This window comes from Arthrobacter sp. FW306-07-I, assembly GCF_021800405.1.
Classification (GTDB): Bacteria; Actinomycetota; Actinomycetes; order Actinomycetales; family Micrococcaceae; genus Arthrobacter.
In genome coordinates this window covers 2,990,727-3,006,246 of sequence record NZ_CP084550.1, presented here as the reverse complement: position 1 = coordinate 3,006,246, position 15,520 = coordinate 2,990,727, and the positions used below count along the sequence as shown (strand labels likewise).

The following is a 15,520-nucleotide window of genomic DNA, read 5'->3' as shown; positions in this document are numbered from 1 at the left end:
ACTGTGTAATCTTTCCACTGGCCTGCTGCTGCCGGTCCGTTGACTGGGCTGCGTTGACCGGCTGGCGACAGTGGATGGGCTGCCTATAGCGGCTGGTCGCGGGCTGCCGCCAGGCGCTTCCGGGCGCCTTCCAGCCACTCCTCGCATCGCGCCGCCAGCGCCTCGCCGCGCTCCCACAGCGCCAGGGATTCCTCGAGGCTGGCGCCTCCCGCCTCCAGCTTGCCCACTACAGCGATGAGCTGCTCCCGCGCTTCCTCATAGCTCAGTGCTGCGACATCCGACCCTGGTTTTTGTTCAGTCATGCTTTTTCTTCCAATTCCTGGTGGTGGTCTGGTTTCTGGTGGTGGTCTTGGTTTCCTGCCTGGAATCCGCCGGTGGACTGAACGGGTCCGGTGGACGTCGCGCCGAAACGTCCCTCCGCCACGCGGATGGACAAGGCTGCACCCGCAGGCGCCTCGGCAGGGCGGCGGACCACTGCGTGCCCGGCTTGGGCGATCCGTGCGGCCTGGTCTCCTGCCAGTTCGACGACGGCGTACCCCCTGTCCAGCGTCTTCTGCGGGGACAACGCGCGTACCTGGGCTTTGAGGTGCTCAAGCTGGTCTGCTGCCCGCACCACGGTGGAACTTACTGAAGCGGAGGAACGGCGCAGGAGCCGTTCAATTTCCTCGGCCCGGAGCGAGACCATGCCCTCGGGCGCCGCCATGACCGGCCGGGAATGCAGTGCCGCCAATCGGTCAGATTCCCGGTCCACCAGCCGCTCCATGCAGCGGCGCAACTGTTCACGCGCCTGGCGCACTCCGGCAAGCTCTTCTGAGACTTCCGGCACGATCCGCTTGGCGGCATCGGTGGGGGTTGAGGCGCGCAGGTCCGCGACGTAGTCCAGGAGCGGGCGGTCTGCCTCGTGGCCGATGGCGCTCACCACGGGAGTGGCGGCCGCAGCCACCGCCCGGATCAGGTCCTCGCTGTTGAAAGGCAAGAGGTCTTCCAGCGCACCGCCGCCACGGGCGATGACGATGACGTCCACCTCCGGCCGGGCATCCAGTTCCCGCAGGGCACGGACCACCTGGGCCACAGCTGTGTTTCCTTGGACGGCCACCTCGCGGATCTCAAATTCCACCGCCGGCCACCGCAGGGCTGCATTGCGCAGGATGTCCTTCTTTGCATCGGAGTCGCGGCCAGTGATGAGGCCGATCCGGTGCGGCAGAAGGGGCAGGGGCTTCTTCCGGGAATCTGCGAACAAGCCTTCCGCCGCCAGGGCCTTGCGCAACCGCTCGATCCTGGCCAGCAGGTCACCCAGTCCCACGGGCCTGATGTCCCGCACCAGCATGTTGAGCCTGCCCGTTTTCAGCCAGAATTCCGGCTTCAGCAGTGCCACCACCCGCGACCCGCGCTCCAGTGGAAGGTTCTGGCGTTCCAGCACCTTGGTCCATACGGAGGCAGGCAGTGAGACCTCGGCGTCCACGTCGCGAAGGGTCAGGTAGGCGTTACTTCCGCGCCGGTTCAGCTCGATGACCTGGCCTTCCACCCATGCGGACGGAGTGCGGTCAATGTGGGCCTTCAGCTTCTGCGACAGCAGCTGCAAGGGCCACGGGTTATCCGGGCTGGTTTCAGCTGCGGTAGCCGGCAGCGTCGTGGGGGCGGTACCCGGAAGGGATGCCTGCTCAGACATGCGGATGCCATTGGGAAGCTGGTGCTGGGGGCATGCGGTCCTTCATCTCTTGGGGGCGTTCAATCAACCTTATCCATATGGTCTAGCAGCGGGGGCTGACAGGGACAGTCCTCCGTCCTGCCTAGGATGGGTAAAGGCCCCCAACCCCGAAGGACCTGTTGTGCGCACCTTTGTCTCTGCCATTGCCACCGTGCTGGGCATCCTCCTGGCCGCTGTCGCCGTTCCCGCTATATGGGTGGATCGGAACATCGTCCAGGAAGATGGGTTCGTCCGCCTCGCGGCTCCGCTGGGCAAGGACTCGGACTTCCAGCGAAAGCTTGCTGCGGCGGCGGTGGGAACAATTGACACCGGAGCAGTTCCGGGCTTTCTTTCGGGGCTGGTCGAACCGATGCTTGAGAAGGCGGCGGAGTCGTTGACCGGGCTTCCCGGTTACCCGGCGGCCTGGGAGGAAACGCTGCGCCGAAGCCACCGCCTGAGTTTTGCGGAGCCTTCGGTGGATCCCCAGGATGGCGCCTCGCCGTCGTCGCTGACTCTGGACGTGGCCCCTTTGGTAGCCCTCGGCTCGGAGGAAATCTCCCGGACCACGCGGCTTCCACTCAACCCACCGGAGCAAACCCTGATCAACGTCGGCCAGCCTGCGCAAAGGGAGTGGACGGAACGGCTGGCCACCTATGCGCCGATGGGCTACATCCTGGCCATGGGTTCGGCCGTAGCCTTTCTGCTGGCGCTGGTGGCTGCACGGCGCCGCTGGACCGTTCTGTTGGCAGCCGGCCTTGGGGGATTGGCGCTCGCCGCTCTGTGGGGAGCTGGCTCGCAGCTGGGCTCGGCCCGTGCCCGGTCGACGGACACCGGCAATGCCGTGGCCAACATGTTCCGTGACGAGTTCCTGGCCGCCGCGGGCGCGGACTTCCAAGGATGGATCACCACCGCCGCAATCACGGGTGGCGTCCTGGTGGTCTTGGGCATTGTGACCTTGTTCGCATCCCGGAAACGGGCGCGGACCAGCCGGTAACATGGAGGGATGACCACCACGGCCGTACCCCTTTCGATGCCAACCATTCCACGCAGGCGCCGTTCGCCTGAGGAAGTAGCAGCCGCAGCTCCCGTCAACGGCACCAAGAAGGTGCTGCTGGCTGCCCCGCGCGGCTACTGCGCCGGCGTTGACCGGGCCGTCATCGCGGTCGAGAAGGCGTTGGAGCACTACGGCGCGCCCGTGTATGTCCGCAAGCAGATTGTCCACAACGTCCACGTGGTCAGCTCCCTGGAGGAAAAGGGTGCCATCTTTGTGGACGAGACCGACGAAGTCCCAGAAGGCGCGCTGGTTATCTTCTCCGCCCATGGCGTGTCCCCGGCAGTGGTCCAGTCCGCGGAAGACCGCGGCCTGCGCACCATCGATGCCACCTGCCCGCTGGTCACCAAGGTGCACAGGGAAGCCGTCCGCTTCGCCAAGGACGATTTCGACATCCTCCTGATCGGCCACGACGGCCACGAGGAAGTGGAAGGCACGGCCGGTGAAGCGCCGGAGCACATCCAGATCATCAACGGCCCCCACGAAGTCGACAAGGTGACCGTCCGCGACCCCGAAAAGGTCATCTGGCTTTCCCAGACCACGCTGAGTGTCGACGAGACCATGGAAACCGTCCGGCTGCTCAAGGAACGGTTCCCCACCCTGCAGGATCCGCCCAGCGATGACATCTGCTACGCCACCACCAACCGACAGGTGGCCATCAAGAAGATCGCGCCCAAGGCGGACCTGGTGATCGTGGTGGGCTCAGCCAACTCGTCCAACTCCGTCCGGTTGGTGGAGGTGGCGCTCGAATACGGTGCCAAGGCCTCGTACCGGGTGGACTTCGCCAACGAGGTGGACGAAGCGTGGTTTGAAGGCGTCGCCAGCGTGGGTGTCACGTCGGGGGCCTCTGTTCCCGAGGTGCTGGTGCAGGACGTGCTGAGGCTCCTGGCCGACTACGGTTACGGCACTGTGGAGGAAGTGGTCACGGCTGAAGAAGACCTGCTGTTCTCGCTGCCCAAGGAACTCCGCGCAACCCTGAAACAGTCCGGTGACGTCAGCCGTGCCCTGGGCGGCCGCCGGGCCCGCAACTGAAACACAAGCACGGCATATAGCCGGCGCGCGTAGAACGGACGGGGCCGGGCAGTCAGCGACTGCCCGGCCCCTCCTGCCTTCACCGGCACTTCAGGCGGCTTCGTCATCACCTTGAAGTTCGGGCGCCACCAGCGCGCGCGGGGTTACCTCCACCAGCGGAGGCGCGGCAAGGCCTGACTCCTCCAGGCTGTTGAGCTTCCGCGCGGTGGGCAGAATCCGCGCTTCTAGGGTGCCGACCATCGCGTTGTAGCGGTCCACGGAGGTCTTCAGTGAGGAACCCAGCTTGCTGACGTTCTCACCCAGCGTGCCCATCCGGTCGTACAGCTGCCGCGCGAGCTCGAACAGTTCGCGTGCACTGTCCGTCAGGACGTCCTGGCGCCAGGTGAAAGCCACGGACTTCAGCACGGCCAGCAGGGTGCTTGGGGATGCGAGGACAACATTGCGGGACAGCGCGTGGTCCAGGAGCCCGGCGTCAGCTGTCAGGGCGGCGGCCAGGATGGACTCGGCCGGGATGAAGCAAACCACCAGTTCCGGCGAATTCCCCGGGATGTCCCAGTATTTCTTGGTGCCCAGCGCATCGACATGGGCCCTCAAGGCCTTGGCGTGCGCGGCGAGCAGGGCCTGTTGGTTCCTGCCATCGCTCGCCGAGGGTCCGGCCAGCCGGCCCGTGCCTGGATCCACGGCGCCCAGTTCCTGTGCCTCGAGGTAGGACGAGAGCGGGACCTTGGCATCCACCACCAGCTGCTTTTCACCGGGCAGCTGCACCACCAGGTCCGGGCGGACAGCTGAGTCGTGGCCGGCGCTGTGGACCTGTTCCACGAAGTCCACGTGGCGGAGCATGCCTGCGGCCTCTACCACGCGCCTAAGCTGCACCTCGCCCCACTGGCCCCTGGCGCTGTTGGAGCGCAATGCCGACTCCAGGGCATGCGTGGACCGGATGAGCTGTTCATCCGACAGCCTGGCCTCCTGCAGCTGCTGGGCCAGCTGGCCGTATTGCTCAACCCGGTCCCGCTCCAGCAGTGCCACCTGCTGCTGGACGGCAGAGAGCTTCTCGGCCACCGGCGCCAGGGCGCGCAGCACGCTGCCGTCCTGCGTCCTTGCCTCGCCCAGCTCACGGTTCTGTGCAGCCAGAAGCCGCCGCTCGGCGTCGGCCGCTGCAAGCTGGGCCGTGACCTCTGAAAGGCGGGACGATACCTGGTCAAAGTCTGCCTCCAGCCCATGCGAGTTCCGGCGCAGGGAAAAGTAGGTGGCAGCGGCGCCGGCAAGGGCGCCCAGCAACAGCATGAGAAGGGCCAGAATCAAGGCAAAAGCATCCATGGCTTCACTGTTGCACGGGGCTCTGACATTCACCGGCAGTGACATTCCCCGGTACTGTCCCCGGCGGCCCGGCGGGTAGAATCAATGCTCGTGGCTCTTACTATTGGCATCGTCGGACTGCCCAACGTCGGCAAATCAACCCTCTTCAACGCGCTTACCCGCAACCAGGTCCTGGCCGCGAACTATCCGTTCGCCACGATCGAACCCAATGTGGGAGTGGTGAACCTCCCGGATCCCAGGCTTCAGAAGCTTGCCGGCATCTTCGGTTCCCAGCGCATCCTGCCCGCAGCCGTGTCCTTCGTCGACATTGCCGGGATCGTGAAGGGTGCGTCCGAGGGGGAGGGGCTGGGCAACCAGTTCCTGGCGAATATCCGCGAGGCCGAAGCCATTGCCGAGGTTGTCCGGGTCTTCGACGACCCCGACGTGGTGCACGTCGACGGCAAAGTGGACCCGCGCTCGGACATGGAAACCATCAACACCGAACTGATCCTCGCGGACCTGCAGACCATCGAAAAGGCCATCCCGCGGATCGAAAAAGAAGTCAAGATCAAGAAGCGCGAAGCCGCCGAACTCGCAGCCATCAAGGCCGCGCAGGCAGTGCTGGAGCGTGGTGACACCATCTACTCCTCCATCAAGAGCGACAAATTGGAGATGGAACACCTCAAGGAACTGGGCCTGCTGACGGCCAAGCCCTTCATTTACGTCTTCAATGCCGACGAAGGCATCCTGGGCAGCCCGGAGAAGCAGGAGGAGCTGCGGGCCATGGTCGCTCCGGCAGACTGCATTTTCCTTGATGCCAAGCTCGAAGCGGACCTCGTCGAACTGGATGAGGAAGAAGCCCGCGAGATGCTCGAGATGAACGGCCAGGACGAGTCCGGCCTGGACCAGCTGGCCCGCGTCGGCTTCCACACCCTGGGGCTGCAGACCTACCTCACGGCCGGCCCCAAGGAAGCCCGGGCCTGGACCATTCGGCAGGGGGATACGGCACCGCAAGCGGCGGGTGTCATCCACTCCGATTTCCAGCGCGGCTTCATCAAGGCCGAAGTTGTTTCCTTCAATGACCTGGTCGAGGCCGGCTCCATGGCCGAGGCAAAGTCCCGCGGCAAGGTGCGGATCGAAGGCAAGGAATACGTCATGGCCGACGGCGACGTGGTTGAATTTCGGTTCAATGTGTAGTTTCTGACCCTCGTGAAACCTCTGGGAAGGCCGCCAAGAAAACTGTTCTTGGCGGCCTTCGCCTGTATCCACGGTCGATAAAACCTATCCCGGCAAGAATTGATTGCGGCTCGTTTTCGGCGGGGATAAGCGGGTCGTTCGAGCATTCCCCTTACGCCCGTCCGGGGCATGAGTAGGAGCGTTTTGGAATCAAGGTTTGGTGAGCAGGGGCGTGACGGAGACTTGGCTCTTTGCCGCGCTCGAAGCAATGTACCCCGCCAACACTGCCCCAAGGCCAATGACTCCGCCGCGCAGCTCAGCTCGTGCTATCGAGGATCAGGCGTGCCGTTTCCGTTGGTTGGTCCCAGTGTGGGAAGTGACCGGAGTTTTCGAACCAGTGGAGGGTGGCATCCGGGAACAGCTCCGCGGCACGCGCCGCCTCACTGGGAGGGGTGACCTTGTCCTTCCGCCCCCATCCGACTACCACTTTTCCCTTGAGTGAACCGGCCGGTGCGCCTTCCTGGCGGGGACCGTGAATCAGCGCGTTGAGGGCCGGGTCCAGGCTGGTCGATGTCTTGAACCCGCGAAGCTCATGCAGGACAAGATCCTGCGGCAGTTTCCAGGGATGGGCGGAGAACTGAGCCAACAGGGCCGTGCGGCCCACGGGGTTGCCCGTGAGGAAGGGGAGTGCCGGTTGGATGCGGCGCATCAGTGCGACGGATGCTTTGATGCTTGCCCCAAAGATCGCTGCCTGGCGGTCATTCCAGAAGCCACCAGGGTCCAGGGCGATCGTGGTGGCAGGGTGCCCTCGCCGCGCCATTTCCATTGCCATCCGGGCGCCCATGGAGCTGCCTACGAGATCAATGTCATCCAGTTTCTCGTCGCGTATAAAGGCTTCGACGGCATCGGTCAGCGTGGCAATGGTGGTTTCGCCGGTCAGCGGCGCGGATTCGCCGCAACCGGGGAGGTCGATGGCAATCACATCGCGTTCAGCGGCCAGCGCCGGGATTACCGGGTTCCAGTTACCAATACTGGAACCGAGTCCATGGATCAGGAGGAGTGGCTTACCGGAGCCTTGCCGGGTTGAGTGCAGCATGCCTTCACTCTAGGGGGCGGTGCAATGTATCTGGCCAACACCGGCCTCGTTCCGCGTCAACGTCTGGGCCTGTGGCGGCCACGGCACCATGACGTGCCCGCTTCCTTGGGGGGCTGCCGCCACTACCGCGCCCGAAGCTTGTAATGGACGATCTCGATGGCGGCCCCGATATCCTCCGGCGAGCGGATCCGGACGACGACCGGCAGCATCGCTCCGGACATCTGCACCCGGTGATCTGGGCCCGGAGGTTGTCAGGGAGGGGCAGCGCGGCGAGGTCATTGCGGTGTCGGGCGGAGAAGTAGCACGTGACCGTGGCGTAGCCGTCCCAGACCGCCAACCACGCCATATTCTTGCTGCCCTGGAGAGCCTTGCACAGCCATCCGCCGTCCCGGTAGTGGTGCCACGACAACTCCAGGCCAAGGTCGGGTCGGGACAACAGCTCCTTGAGGTCGTGCCAGGCGGCGAGGAAGCACCCAGATGCTGGCGGATCTGTTCGTCGTCGGGCATGCGGCCGGGATCGGTCAGGACAGCGTCACGGCCAGGCACGGGTTCATAGTAGCGGCCCGGTGGGTGGAACTACAGGGTCCAATGCCCCACATCAACGACTGGCCGGCCTGACAGCTTATCCTGAAGTGGTAGGGCGCGATTGGGCGGCCCGGGTCCCCTCCTGGAGAGGGAAACACACAAGGAGGCGGCATGCCGGTACGGCGTCTGATTCAGTTGCTCGTCGCCGCATTGTCGGCCGCCCTTGTTCTTTCCGGCTGCTCGGGTGGCAGCGCCCCGTCCGTCGTGGTGGGGGAGGCGAAGCGCGGCGGCAGCGTCACGGTGGCGGAGGTCAATGCCTTCTCGTCGTTCAACCCCTACAGCGCCAACGGCAACACTGACATCAATTCGAAGATCGGCGCCATCACACACTCGGGCTTCTTCTACCTTGATGACATGTCCAAGGTTGTCCGGAACGACAAGTTCGGCCATTTCGAGAAGGTATCCGACCAGCCGCTCAAGGTGAAGTACACGGTCAACGAGGGCGTTAAGTGGTCGGACGGTGCGCCCATTGGCGCAGCCGACCTCCTGTTGAGCTGGGCCGCCGGGTCCGGCTACTACGATGATGTCGATCGTGCTGCCGGCAAGGGAACCAAGTACTTCTCGGTTGCCTCCGACACCACGGGGCTCGCCGGCACCCTGTTCCCGGAAATCGGATCCGACGGGCGTTCCATCACCATTGAGTACGCCGCACCATACGCTGACTGGGAAGTGGCGTTCGACGTCGGGCTCCCCGCCCACGTCGTTGCTGCCAAGAGCGGACTCAACGATGAGGAGGACCTGGTGACGTTGCTCAAGGACACGCCCCGGGGCAACCCGGAAAAGCCGGTGTCCAACCCCGCGCTCAAGAAAGTCGGCGACTTCTGGAACACGGGATTCAATACAAAGGCCGTTCCGGATGATCCGGCACTCTACCTGTCCAGCGGCCCCTACATCGTCCGCGATATCGTCCCGGAAGTCTCGATGAAGCTGGTTCGCAACCGGGACTACACATGGGGCGCGGAACCCTGGCTGGACGAAATCAATGTCAGGTTCACCGGGGCAGTACCGGCGGCAGTGGATGCCCTCCGCAACGGCCAGGTTGACATCATTTCGCCGCAGCCCTCAGCCGCTACGGACAGTCTCCTCACCGGCCTGTCGGGCCAGGGCATCACCGTGCAACGGTACAAACAGTCCGGCTATGACCACCTGGACCTTAACTTCTCCGGGACCTTTGCCGACAAAGACGTCAGGGAAGCCTTCCTCAAGACCGTGCCGCGGCAGGCAATCATGGACGCCGTGGTGGGAACCCAGGTGCCGGACAGCAAGCCATTGGACTCGCAGGTATTCCTGCCGGGACAACCGAAGTACGACGACACCGTGAAGAATAACGGCTCTTCGGACTACGCCAAGGTGGACATTGACGGGGCAAAGAAGCTCCTGAAGGACACCACCCCCAGCGTCCGCGTACTTTACAACCGGGACAACCCGAACCGGGCCAAGGCGTTCGCCCTGATCCGCGACTCGGCCGCGCTGGCCGGATTCCGGGTGGTCGACGGGGGACAGGGCAGTGCCGACTGGGCTGCCGCGCTAAGCCGGGGCGGATATGACGCCGCCCTGTCGGGATGGATCGGCACAGAGGCCGGTGTCAGCCGGGTGCCGCAGATTTTCCGCACCGGTGCGGGCAGCAACTTCACGGGATATTCCGACGGCGGCGCGGACAAGGTTATGGAGCAACTGGCCGTGACTACGGACCTGGGCAAACAGGATGAGCTCCTGGCGGAAATCGATAAGCACATCTGGGAGGACGCGTATGGCCTCCCGCTCTACCAAACGCTGGGAACAACCGCCTTCAATTCCCGGGTAGCGGGCATCAAGACCAGCCCCGGCCCCCTCGGCATCTGGTGGAACGTCTGGGAGTGGCGGCTGTCCAACCCTGCCAGGTGACCTAGGGTCTTTCGCCCCTTGCGCAGCGCTCTTTGGCCCGATTCGCCGTACGGCTTACCGGCGAGTAGCATGTGACGTGCCTAACTTCCCTCCATGTGCCGGGGTATTGCACTGCGCCGGTCACGGTTTGGCAACGGAGTACCAATATCTGGACTACGTGCGGTTAGGCTAACTCGTATTGTGTAGGTTTCGTCACAGCGGTGAGCTGCGTGCAGCCTGCAGGGGAAGCACAAGATTCCCCTATATATCTCTCCCACAACTCATAGGAGGCGGAATGCGTTTTACGCGCACTTCCAAAGCACTGGGCATCGTGGCAATCGCCGCGCTTGCCCTGACCGGGTGCGGCGCCGGCGGCGGCGGCAGCACTGAAGGGTCCAGCAATGCTGCCGGCGATCCGAACAAGGTCATCACTGCCTACAGCAACGAGCCACAAAACCCGTTGCTGCCGGCAAACACCAATGAGGTTTACGGCGGCCGCGTGGTCGAGCTCCTCTTCGAAGGCCTGCGCACGTACGATGCCAGCGGCAAGCCGGTCAACGCCCTCGCCGATTCCATCGAGTCGTCCGACGCCCAGAACTGGACCATCAAGGTCAAGCAGGGCCAGAAGTTCACCAACGGCGAGGCCATTACGGCCAAGACCTTCGTTGACTCCTGGAACTTCGCTGCAAACTCCAAGAACCTGCAGAACAACGGATTCTTCTTCGAGTCCATCGCCGGTTACGAAGACGTTTCGGCTGTGAACTCGCAAAAGGGTGCTGACGGCAAGACCACCACCACCCCGGCCCCCAAGGCTGACACCATGTCCGGCCTTGCAGCAACCGATGATTCCACCATCACGGTCAAGCTGGCCCAGCCTGAGGCTGACTGGTCCCTGCGCCTCGGCTACTCCGCCTTCTTCCCGCTTCCTTCGGCAGCGCTGACCGACCCCAAGACCTTCGGTGAAAACCCCGTCGGCAACGGTCCGTACAAGTTCGAAAAGCAGGGTTCCTGGGTCCACGACCAGTCCATCTCCCTGGTAAAGAACGCGGACTACAAGGGCCCGCGCGAAGCCAAGAATGGTGGCGTGACCTTTAAGTTCTACACGGATCCGGGCCCCGCATACACGGACCTGCAGTCGGACAACCTGGACATCACCGACGTTCTTCCGTCCAACGCACTGAAGACCTACGTTTCCGACTTCCCGGACCGCAACGCCACCAAGGCCGTTGCCACCAACTCCACGCTGAACATCCCGCCGTACAACCCGAACTTCCAGGGTGAGGCCGGCAAGCTGCGGCGCCAGGCACTGTCCTACGCCATCAACCGCGAGGAAATCGCCAAGGTGGTCTTCAACGGCACCCGTACCCCTGCCAAGGCATTCGTCCCGCCGGTCATCGACGGGTTCAAGGAAGGCCTGAAGGGCAGCGAAGTCCTCAAGTTCGACGCCGCCAAGGCCAAGGACCTGTGGGCACAGGCTGACAAGATCCAGCCCTACGACGGCTCCAAGCCGCTTCAGATCGCCTCCAACACCGACGGCGGCAACAAGGAATGGATCGACGCCGTGGCCAACGGCTTCAAGAACAACCTCGGCATCCAGGCTGAAATCCAGCCCTTCGCCAAGTTCGCTGAAGTCCTGAACCTGCGCAAGTCCCAGCAGCTGCCCGGCCTGACCCGTGCGGGCTGGCAGGGCGACTACCCGTCGCTGTACAACTTCCTGGGACCGGTATGGGCCACCAACGCTTCCTCCAACTACGAGAAGTACTCGAACCCTGAGTTCGACAAGCTCCTCAAGGAGGGCCTGGCTGCCAAGAGCACGGATGAAGCCAACGACAAGTTCAACCAGGCACAGGAGATCCTGTTCCAGGACCTGCCCGGCCTGCCGCTCTGGGATCAGGCCCGCCCGATCGTTTGGAGCAACAACATCGTGAAGGCCGAAACCGGCTGGAACGGCGGCATCCTGTACTACGGCATCACGGCCAAGTAGTTCCAAGAAATAACTTGCCGACAAGCTGATGGGGGTTCCGGTTACGTCCGGGCCCCCATTGGCTTGCAAGCGGCAGGAAGGCATTCATGAACGTGTTCTCCCCCTTACCGGAAGGCAGGTGATCCTGTGATCCGGTTTATTCTGCGCCGACTCCTGCAGGTGATCCCTGTTTTCCTCGGCACTACCCTCCTGGTGTACTACATGGTGTTCGCCCTGCCCGGCGACCCCATCGCCGCGCTGTTCGGCGACCGCCAGCCCCCGCAGGCAGTCATCGACACCCTGCGCAGCCAGTACAACCTCGACCAGCCCTTCTGGGTCCAGTACGGCCTGTTCCTCAAGAACCTCTTCACCTTCAACCTGGGCAATGACTTCACCGGCCAGCCCATTGCCGCCAGCCTGGCCCGTGTCTTCCCCGTCACAGCCATGCTCGCCATCGAGGCGTTGGCGATCCAGGCCATCTTCGGCGTGGCCTTCGGCGTGTTCGCCGGCCTGCGTCGGGGCGGTTGGTTCGACTCCACCGTCCTGGTGGCTTCGCTGGTGGTCATTGCAGTTCCCACCTTTGTCCTCGGCTTCGTCTTCCAGCTCGTCTTCGGCGTGCAGCTGGGCTGGGCCAAGCCGACGGTGGGTGCGAATGCGAACTGGGGCACACTGTTGCTGCCCGCAATTGTTTTGGGGCTTGTCTCCTTTGCCTACGTCCTGCGCCTGACCCGCGCTTCAGTCAGCGAAAACATGAACGCGGACTACGTGCGGACCGCCACGGCCAAGGGCCTGTCACGTCCCCGGGTGGTCCTGGCACACATCCTGCGCAACTCGCTGATCCCGGTGGTGACCTACCTGGGCGCCAACCTTGGCGGCCTGATGGGCGGTGCCATCGTTACCGAGGGCATCTTCAACGTTCCCGGCGTTGGCAACAAGCTTTACCAGGCAGTCCTCCGCAGTGAAGGGCCCACCATCGTCTCCATCGTCAGCGTGCTGGTGCTGGTGTTCGTCGTGGCCAACCTGCTTGTCGATCTCCTGTACGCCTGGCTTGACCCGAGGATCCGCTATGACCAGTAATAACAGCCACTTCGTGGCCCCCATTGAAGAGACGCCGCTGCAGGCAACGGATGCCGTCAAGACTGACCAGGCCCCACTCAGCCTGTGGGCCGACGCCTGGCGCAAGCTCCGCCGTCGTCCGCTGTTCATCATCTCGGCACTGCTGATCCTTGCCCTGATCGTCATTGCGCTGTTCCCTGGACTTTTCACGTCCACGCCGCCCAACGAAGGCTGCGAACTCGGGAACTCGGAAGGCGCGCCCAGCGCCGGACACCCGTTCGGCTTCACTTTCCAGGGCTGCGACGTGTACTCCAGGGTCATCCACGGCACCCAGGCCTCGCTGTCAGTGGGCCTGCTCTCGGTGCTGTGCGTCCTGGTGATCGGCGTGACCCTTGGCGCCCTTGCGGGATACTACGGCGGCTGGATTGACGCTGTGCTTGCCCGCTTGGGTGACATCTTCTTCGCGCTGCCGCTGGTACTCGGCGCTCTGGTGATCACCCAGCTGCCGCTGTTCCGCGAAAACAAGAGCGTGTGGACCGTGGTGTTCGTCATCTCCCTCCTGGCCTGGCCACAGATGGCGCGCATCACGCGCGGTGCAGTCATTGAGGTGCGCAATTCCGACTTCGTCACCGCAGCCCGAGCGCTGGGTGTTTCCAAGTTCGGTGCGCTGATGCGCCACGTCCTGCCGAACGCCCTGGCCCCGATCATTGTCCTGGCAACGCTGGAACTTGGCGTGTTCATCGTGGCCGAAGCCACCCTGTCCTTCCTGGGCATTGGCCTGCCGCAGAGCATCATGTCCTGGGGCAATGACATCGCAGGCGCCCAGGCATCGATCAGGACCCGGCCGGAAATCATGCTCTACCCGGCCGCGGCGCTGTCCATCACGGTGCTGAGCTTCATCATGCTGGGCGATGCAGTGCGCGACGCCCTTGACCCGAAGAGCCGTCAGCGATGAGAGAAAATGAGATGACAACTCCAGACGTCCGCATTGATGAGGCCGAAACCACCGGCGTCAGGCCGCTGCTCGAAATCCGTGACCTCGCCATTTCCTTCAAGACCGGCGGCGGTGAGGTCCAGGCCGTGCGGAACGCGCACCTGACCATCATGCCGGGCGAAACGGTGGCAATCGTGGGGGAGTCGGGGTCCGGCAAATCCACCACGGCGCTGGCGGCCATTGGCCTCCTGCCCAACAACGGCAGGGTGTCCGGCGGCCAAGTCCTGCTCGACGGCGAGGACATTGCCCATGCCACCGAGCAGCGCATGATCGAGCTGCGCGGCAACACCATCGGCATGGTTCCGCAGGACCCCATGTCCAACCTGAACCCTGTGTGGAAGATCGGCTACCAGGTCCGGGAAACACTGAAGGCAAACGGCCGCCCCAGCGGGCCGGACGATATCGCCAAGGTGCTCTCCGAAGCGGGGCTGCCCGACGCGAAGCGCCGGGCCAACCAGTACCCGCACGAGTTCTCCGGCGGCATGCGCCAGCGCGCGCTGATCGCCATTGGCCTCTCCTGCCAGCCCCGCCTGCTGATTGCGGACGAGCCGACGTCGGCCCTCGACGTCACCGTCCAGCGGCAGATCCTGGACCACCTGGAGACGATGACCAACGAACTGGGAACCTCGGTGCTGCTGATCACCCACGACCTGGGCCTGGCAGCCGAGCGGGCAGACAAAGTGGTGGTCATGTACCAGGGCCGCGTGGTTGAAGCCGGTCCGTCGCTGGAACTGCTCCGCAACCCGCAGCACCCGTACACCAAGCGGCTCGTAGAGTCCGCGCCGTCCCTGGCCAGCCGCCGTATCCAGGCTGCCAAGGAGCAGGGCGTGGAGACGGCGGACCTGCTGGCGCCGGCGGCCGAGACGGCCAAGTCGGACACCTTCCTGCAGATCCAGGACCTGCGCAAGGTCTACAAGCTCCGCCAGGGGCTGGGCAAGGCGACGGACTTCGCGGCGGTGGACGGCGTGAGCTTCGACGTCAGGCGGGGAACCACGACGGCGATTGTGGGGGAGTCGGGCTCCGGCAAGTCCACGGTGGCCAAGATGGTGCTCCAGCTGGAAAAGCCCACGGAAGGCAGGATCCTGTTCGACGGCGTCGACACCTCGGCCCTGAAGCCTGCCGAACTGTTCAAGTTCCGCAGGCGCGTCCAGCCCATCTTCCAGGATCCGTACGGCTCCCTCGATCCGATGTACAACATCTACCGCACCATTGAAGAACCGCTTCGGGTGCACAAGATCGGGGACCAGGCCAGCCGGGAAAAGAAGGTGCGGACACTGCTGGACCAGGTGGCCCTGCCCCAATCCGCCATGCAGCGGTACCCGAACGAGCTGTCAGGCGGGCAGCGGCAGCGTGTTGCCATCGCGCGCGCACTGGCGCTTGACCCCGAGGTCATCATCTGTGACGAGGCAGTTTCCGCCCTGGACGTACTGGTGCAGGCGCAGGTGCTGAATCTGCTGGCTGACCTGCAGGTCAACCTCGGCCTGACCTACCTGTTCATCACCCACGACCTTGCCGTCGTGCGGCAGATCGCGGACCACGTGTGCGTGATGGAGAAGGGCCGGCTGGTCGAGACCGGGTCCACGGACGAGGTTTTCGAGTCGCCCCAGCAGGACTACACGAAGGCCCTGCTCAATGCGATCCCCGGCGCGAAGCTGATGCTTCCGCCCGAGGTGGCATGACCCTGGCGTAGCGGGGAAGCCCCATGTCAACGGCTGGAGCCG

Annotated in this window: 12 protein-coding genes and 1 pseudogene; 8 read left to right on the top strand and 5 right to left on the bottom strand. The window is 64.1% G+C overall.

Annotated features, from left to right (window positions below; genetic code table 11):
• Nucleotides 1-83 precede the first annotated feature (83 nt).
• Together LFT46_RS13850 and xseA are read right to left on the bottom strand one after the other, a co-directional pair.
• Nucleotides 84-302, bottom strand: coding sequence for an exodeoxyribonuclease VII small subunit (locus tag LFT46_RS13850; RefSeq protein ID WP_236799012.1), 219 nt, complete (start codon nucleotides 300-302; stop codon nucleotides 84-86).
• Nucleotides 299-1,669, bottom strand: coding sequence for an exodeoxyribonuclease VII large subunit (gene xseA, locus LFT46_RS13845; RefSeq protein WP_236799011.1), 1,371 nt, complete (start codon nucleotides 1,667-1,669; stop codon nucleotides 299-301). The genes LFT46_RS13850 and xseA overlap by 4 nt, the downstream gene beginning before the upstream one ends.
• A 160-nt stretch (nucleotides 1,670-1,829) precedes the next feature.
• Between xseA and LFT46_RS13840 the strand changes: the two genes are divergently transcribed.
• Nucleotides 1,830-2,681, top strand: coding sequence for a hypothetical protein (locus LFT46_RS13840; RefSeq protein WP_236799010.1), 852 nt, complete (start codon nucleotides 1,830-1,832; stop codon nucleotides 2,679-2,681).
• A gap of 9 nt (nucleotides 2,682-2,690) precedes the next feature.
• On the top strand, nucleotides 2,691-3,770 hold the full coding sequence (locus tag LFT46_RS13835; RefSeq protein ID WP_236799009.1) for a 4-hydroxy-3-methylbut-2-enyl diphosphate reductase: 1,080 nt from the start codon (nucleotides 2,691-2,693) through the stop codon (nucleotides 3,768-3,770).
• 90 nt (nucleotides 3,771-3,860) lie between these two features.
• On the opposite strand, the gene LFT46_RS13830 is transcribed toward LFT46_RS13835, so the two are convergent.
• On the bottom strand, nucleotides 3,861-5,087 hold the full coding sequence (locus LFT46_RS13830; RefSeq protein WP_236799008.1) for a DNA recombination protein RmuC: 1,227 nt from the start codon (nucleotides 5,085-5,087) through the stop codon (nucleotides 3,861-3,863).
• Between the two features lie 90 nt (nucleotides 5,088-5,177).
• Here LFT46_RS13830 and ychF point away from each other — a divergent pair, with 90 nt between their 5' ends.
• Entirely contained in the window at nucleotides 5,178-6,263 is a 1,086-nt protein-coding gene (gene ychF / locus LFT46_RS13825; protein WP_236799007.1) for a redox-regulated ATPase YchF, read from the top strand.
• 295 nt (nucleotides 6,264-6,558) lie between these two features.
• Here the strand turns inward: ychF and LFT46_RS13820 are convergent, their stop codons facing one another.
• Together LFT46_RS13820 and LFT46_RS21360 are read right to left on the bottom strand one after the other, a co-directional pair.
• Nucleotides 6,559-7,338 (bottom strand): alpha/beta fold hydrolase, encoded by a 780-nt coding sequence (locus LFT46_RS13820; RefSeq protein WP_236799006.1) that lies wholly within the window; start codon nucleotides 7,336-7,338, stop codon nucleotides 6,559-6,561.
• A 292-nt stretch (nucleotides 7,339-7,630) separates the two neighbouring features.
• Nucleotides 7,631-7,747, bottom strand: a pseudogene (locus LFT46_RS21360) (hypothetical protein); the annotation flags it as partial.
• Nucleotides 7,748-8,034: 287 nt separating this feature from the next.
• Here LFT46_RS21360 and LFT46_RS13815 point away from each other — a divergent pair.
• The 5 genes from LFT46_RS13815 to LFT46_RS13795 all read left to right on the top strand — a co-directional run bounded on the left by LFT46_RS13815 (nucleotide 8,035) and on the right by LFT46_RS13795 (nucleotide 15,478).
• Nucleotides 8,035-9,807 (top strand): ABC transporter family substrate-binding protein, encoded by a 1,773-nt coding sequence (locus tag LFT46_RS13815; RefSeq protein WP_236820137.1) that lies wholly within the window; start codon nucleotides 8,035-8,037, stop codon nucleotides 9,805-9,807.
• A 274-nt stretch (nucleotides 9,808-10,081) separates the two neighbouring features.
• Nucleotides 10,082-11,770, top strand: coding sequence for a peptide ABC transporter substrate-binding protein (locus LFT46_RS13810; protein WP_236799004.1), 1,689 nt, complete (start codon nucleotides 10,082-10,084; stop codon nucleotides 11,768-11,770).
• 126 nt (nucleotides 11,771-11,896) lie between these two features.
• Complete coding sequence (locus LFT46_RS13805) at nucleotides 11,897-12,826, top strand: ABC transporter permease (protein WP_236799003.1); 930 nt, start codon at nucleotides 11,897-11,899, stop codon at nucleotides 12,824-12,826.
• Nucleotides 12,816-13,760: an ABC transporter permease gene (locus LFT46_RS13800; protein WP_236820136.1), complete on the top strand. Its 945-nt coding sequence runs from the start codon at nucleotides 12,816-12,818 to the stop codon at nucleotides 13,758-13,760. Before LFT46_RS13805 ends, LFT46_RS13800 begins: the two co-directional genes overlap by 11 nt.
• Before the next feature lie 11 nt (nucleotides 13,761-13,771).
• On the top strand, nucleotides 13,772-15,478 hold the full coding sequence (locus LFT46_RS13795; RefSeq protein WP_236799001.1) for a dipeptide ABC transporter ATP-binding protein: 1,707 nt from the start codon (nucleotides 13,772-13,774) through the stop codon (nucleotides 15,476-15,478).
• The last annotated feature ends 42 nt before the right edge of the window (nucleotides 15,479-15,520 follow it).

Excerpts from the sequence above, each read along its gene's own strand:
- LFT46_RS13850 (WP_236799012.1), bottom strand. The coding sequence starts at position 302 with ATGACTGAACAAAAACCAGGGTCGGATGTCGCAGCACTGAGCTATGAG.
- xseA (WP_236799011.1), bottom strand. The coding sequence starts at position 1,669 with ATGTCTGAGCAGGCATCCCTTCCGGGTACCGCCCCCACGACGCTGCCG.
- LFT46_RS13835 (WP_236799009.1), top strand. The coding sequence starts at position 2,691 with ATGACCACCACGGCCGTACCCCTTTCGATGCCAACCATTCCACGCAGG.
- LFT46_RS13830 (WP_236799008.1), bottom strand. The coding sequence starts at position 5,087 with ATGGATGCTTTTGCCTTGATTCTGGCCCTTCTCATGCTGTTGCTGGGC.
- LFT46_RS13820 (WP_236799006.1), bottom strand. The coding sequence starts at position 7,338 with ATGCTGCACTCAACCCGGCAAGGCTCCGGTAAGCCACTCCTCCTGATC.
- LFT46_RS13815 (WP_236820137.1), top strand. The coding sequence starts at position 8,035 with ATGCCGGTACGGCGTCTGATTCAGTTGCTCGTCGCCGCATTGTCGGCC.
- LFT46_RS13810 (WP_236799004.1), top strand. The coding sequence starts at position 10,082 with ATGCGTTTTACGCGCACTTCCAAAGCACTGGGCATCGTGGCAATCGCC.
- LFT46_RS13800 (WP_236820136.1), top strand. The coding sequence starts at position 12,816 with ATGACCAGTAATAACAGCCACTTCGTGGCCCCCATTGAAGAGACGCCG.
- LFT46_RS13795 (WP_236799001.1), top strand. The coding sequence starts at position 13,772 with ATGACAACTCCAGACGTCCGCATTGATGAGGCCGAAACCACCGGCGTC.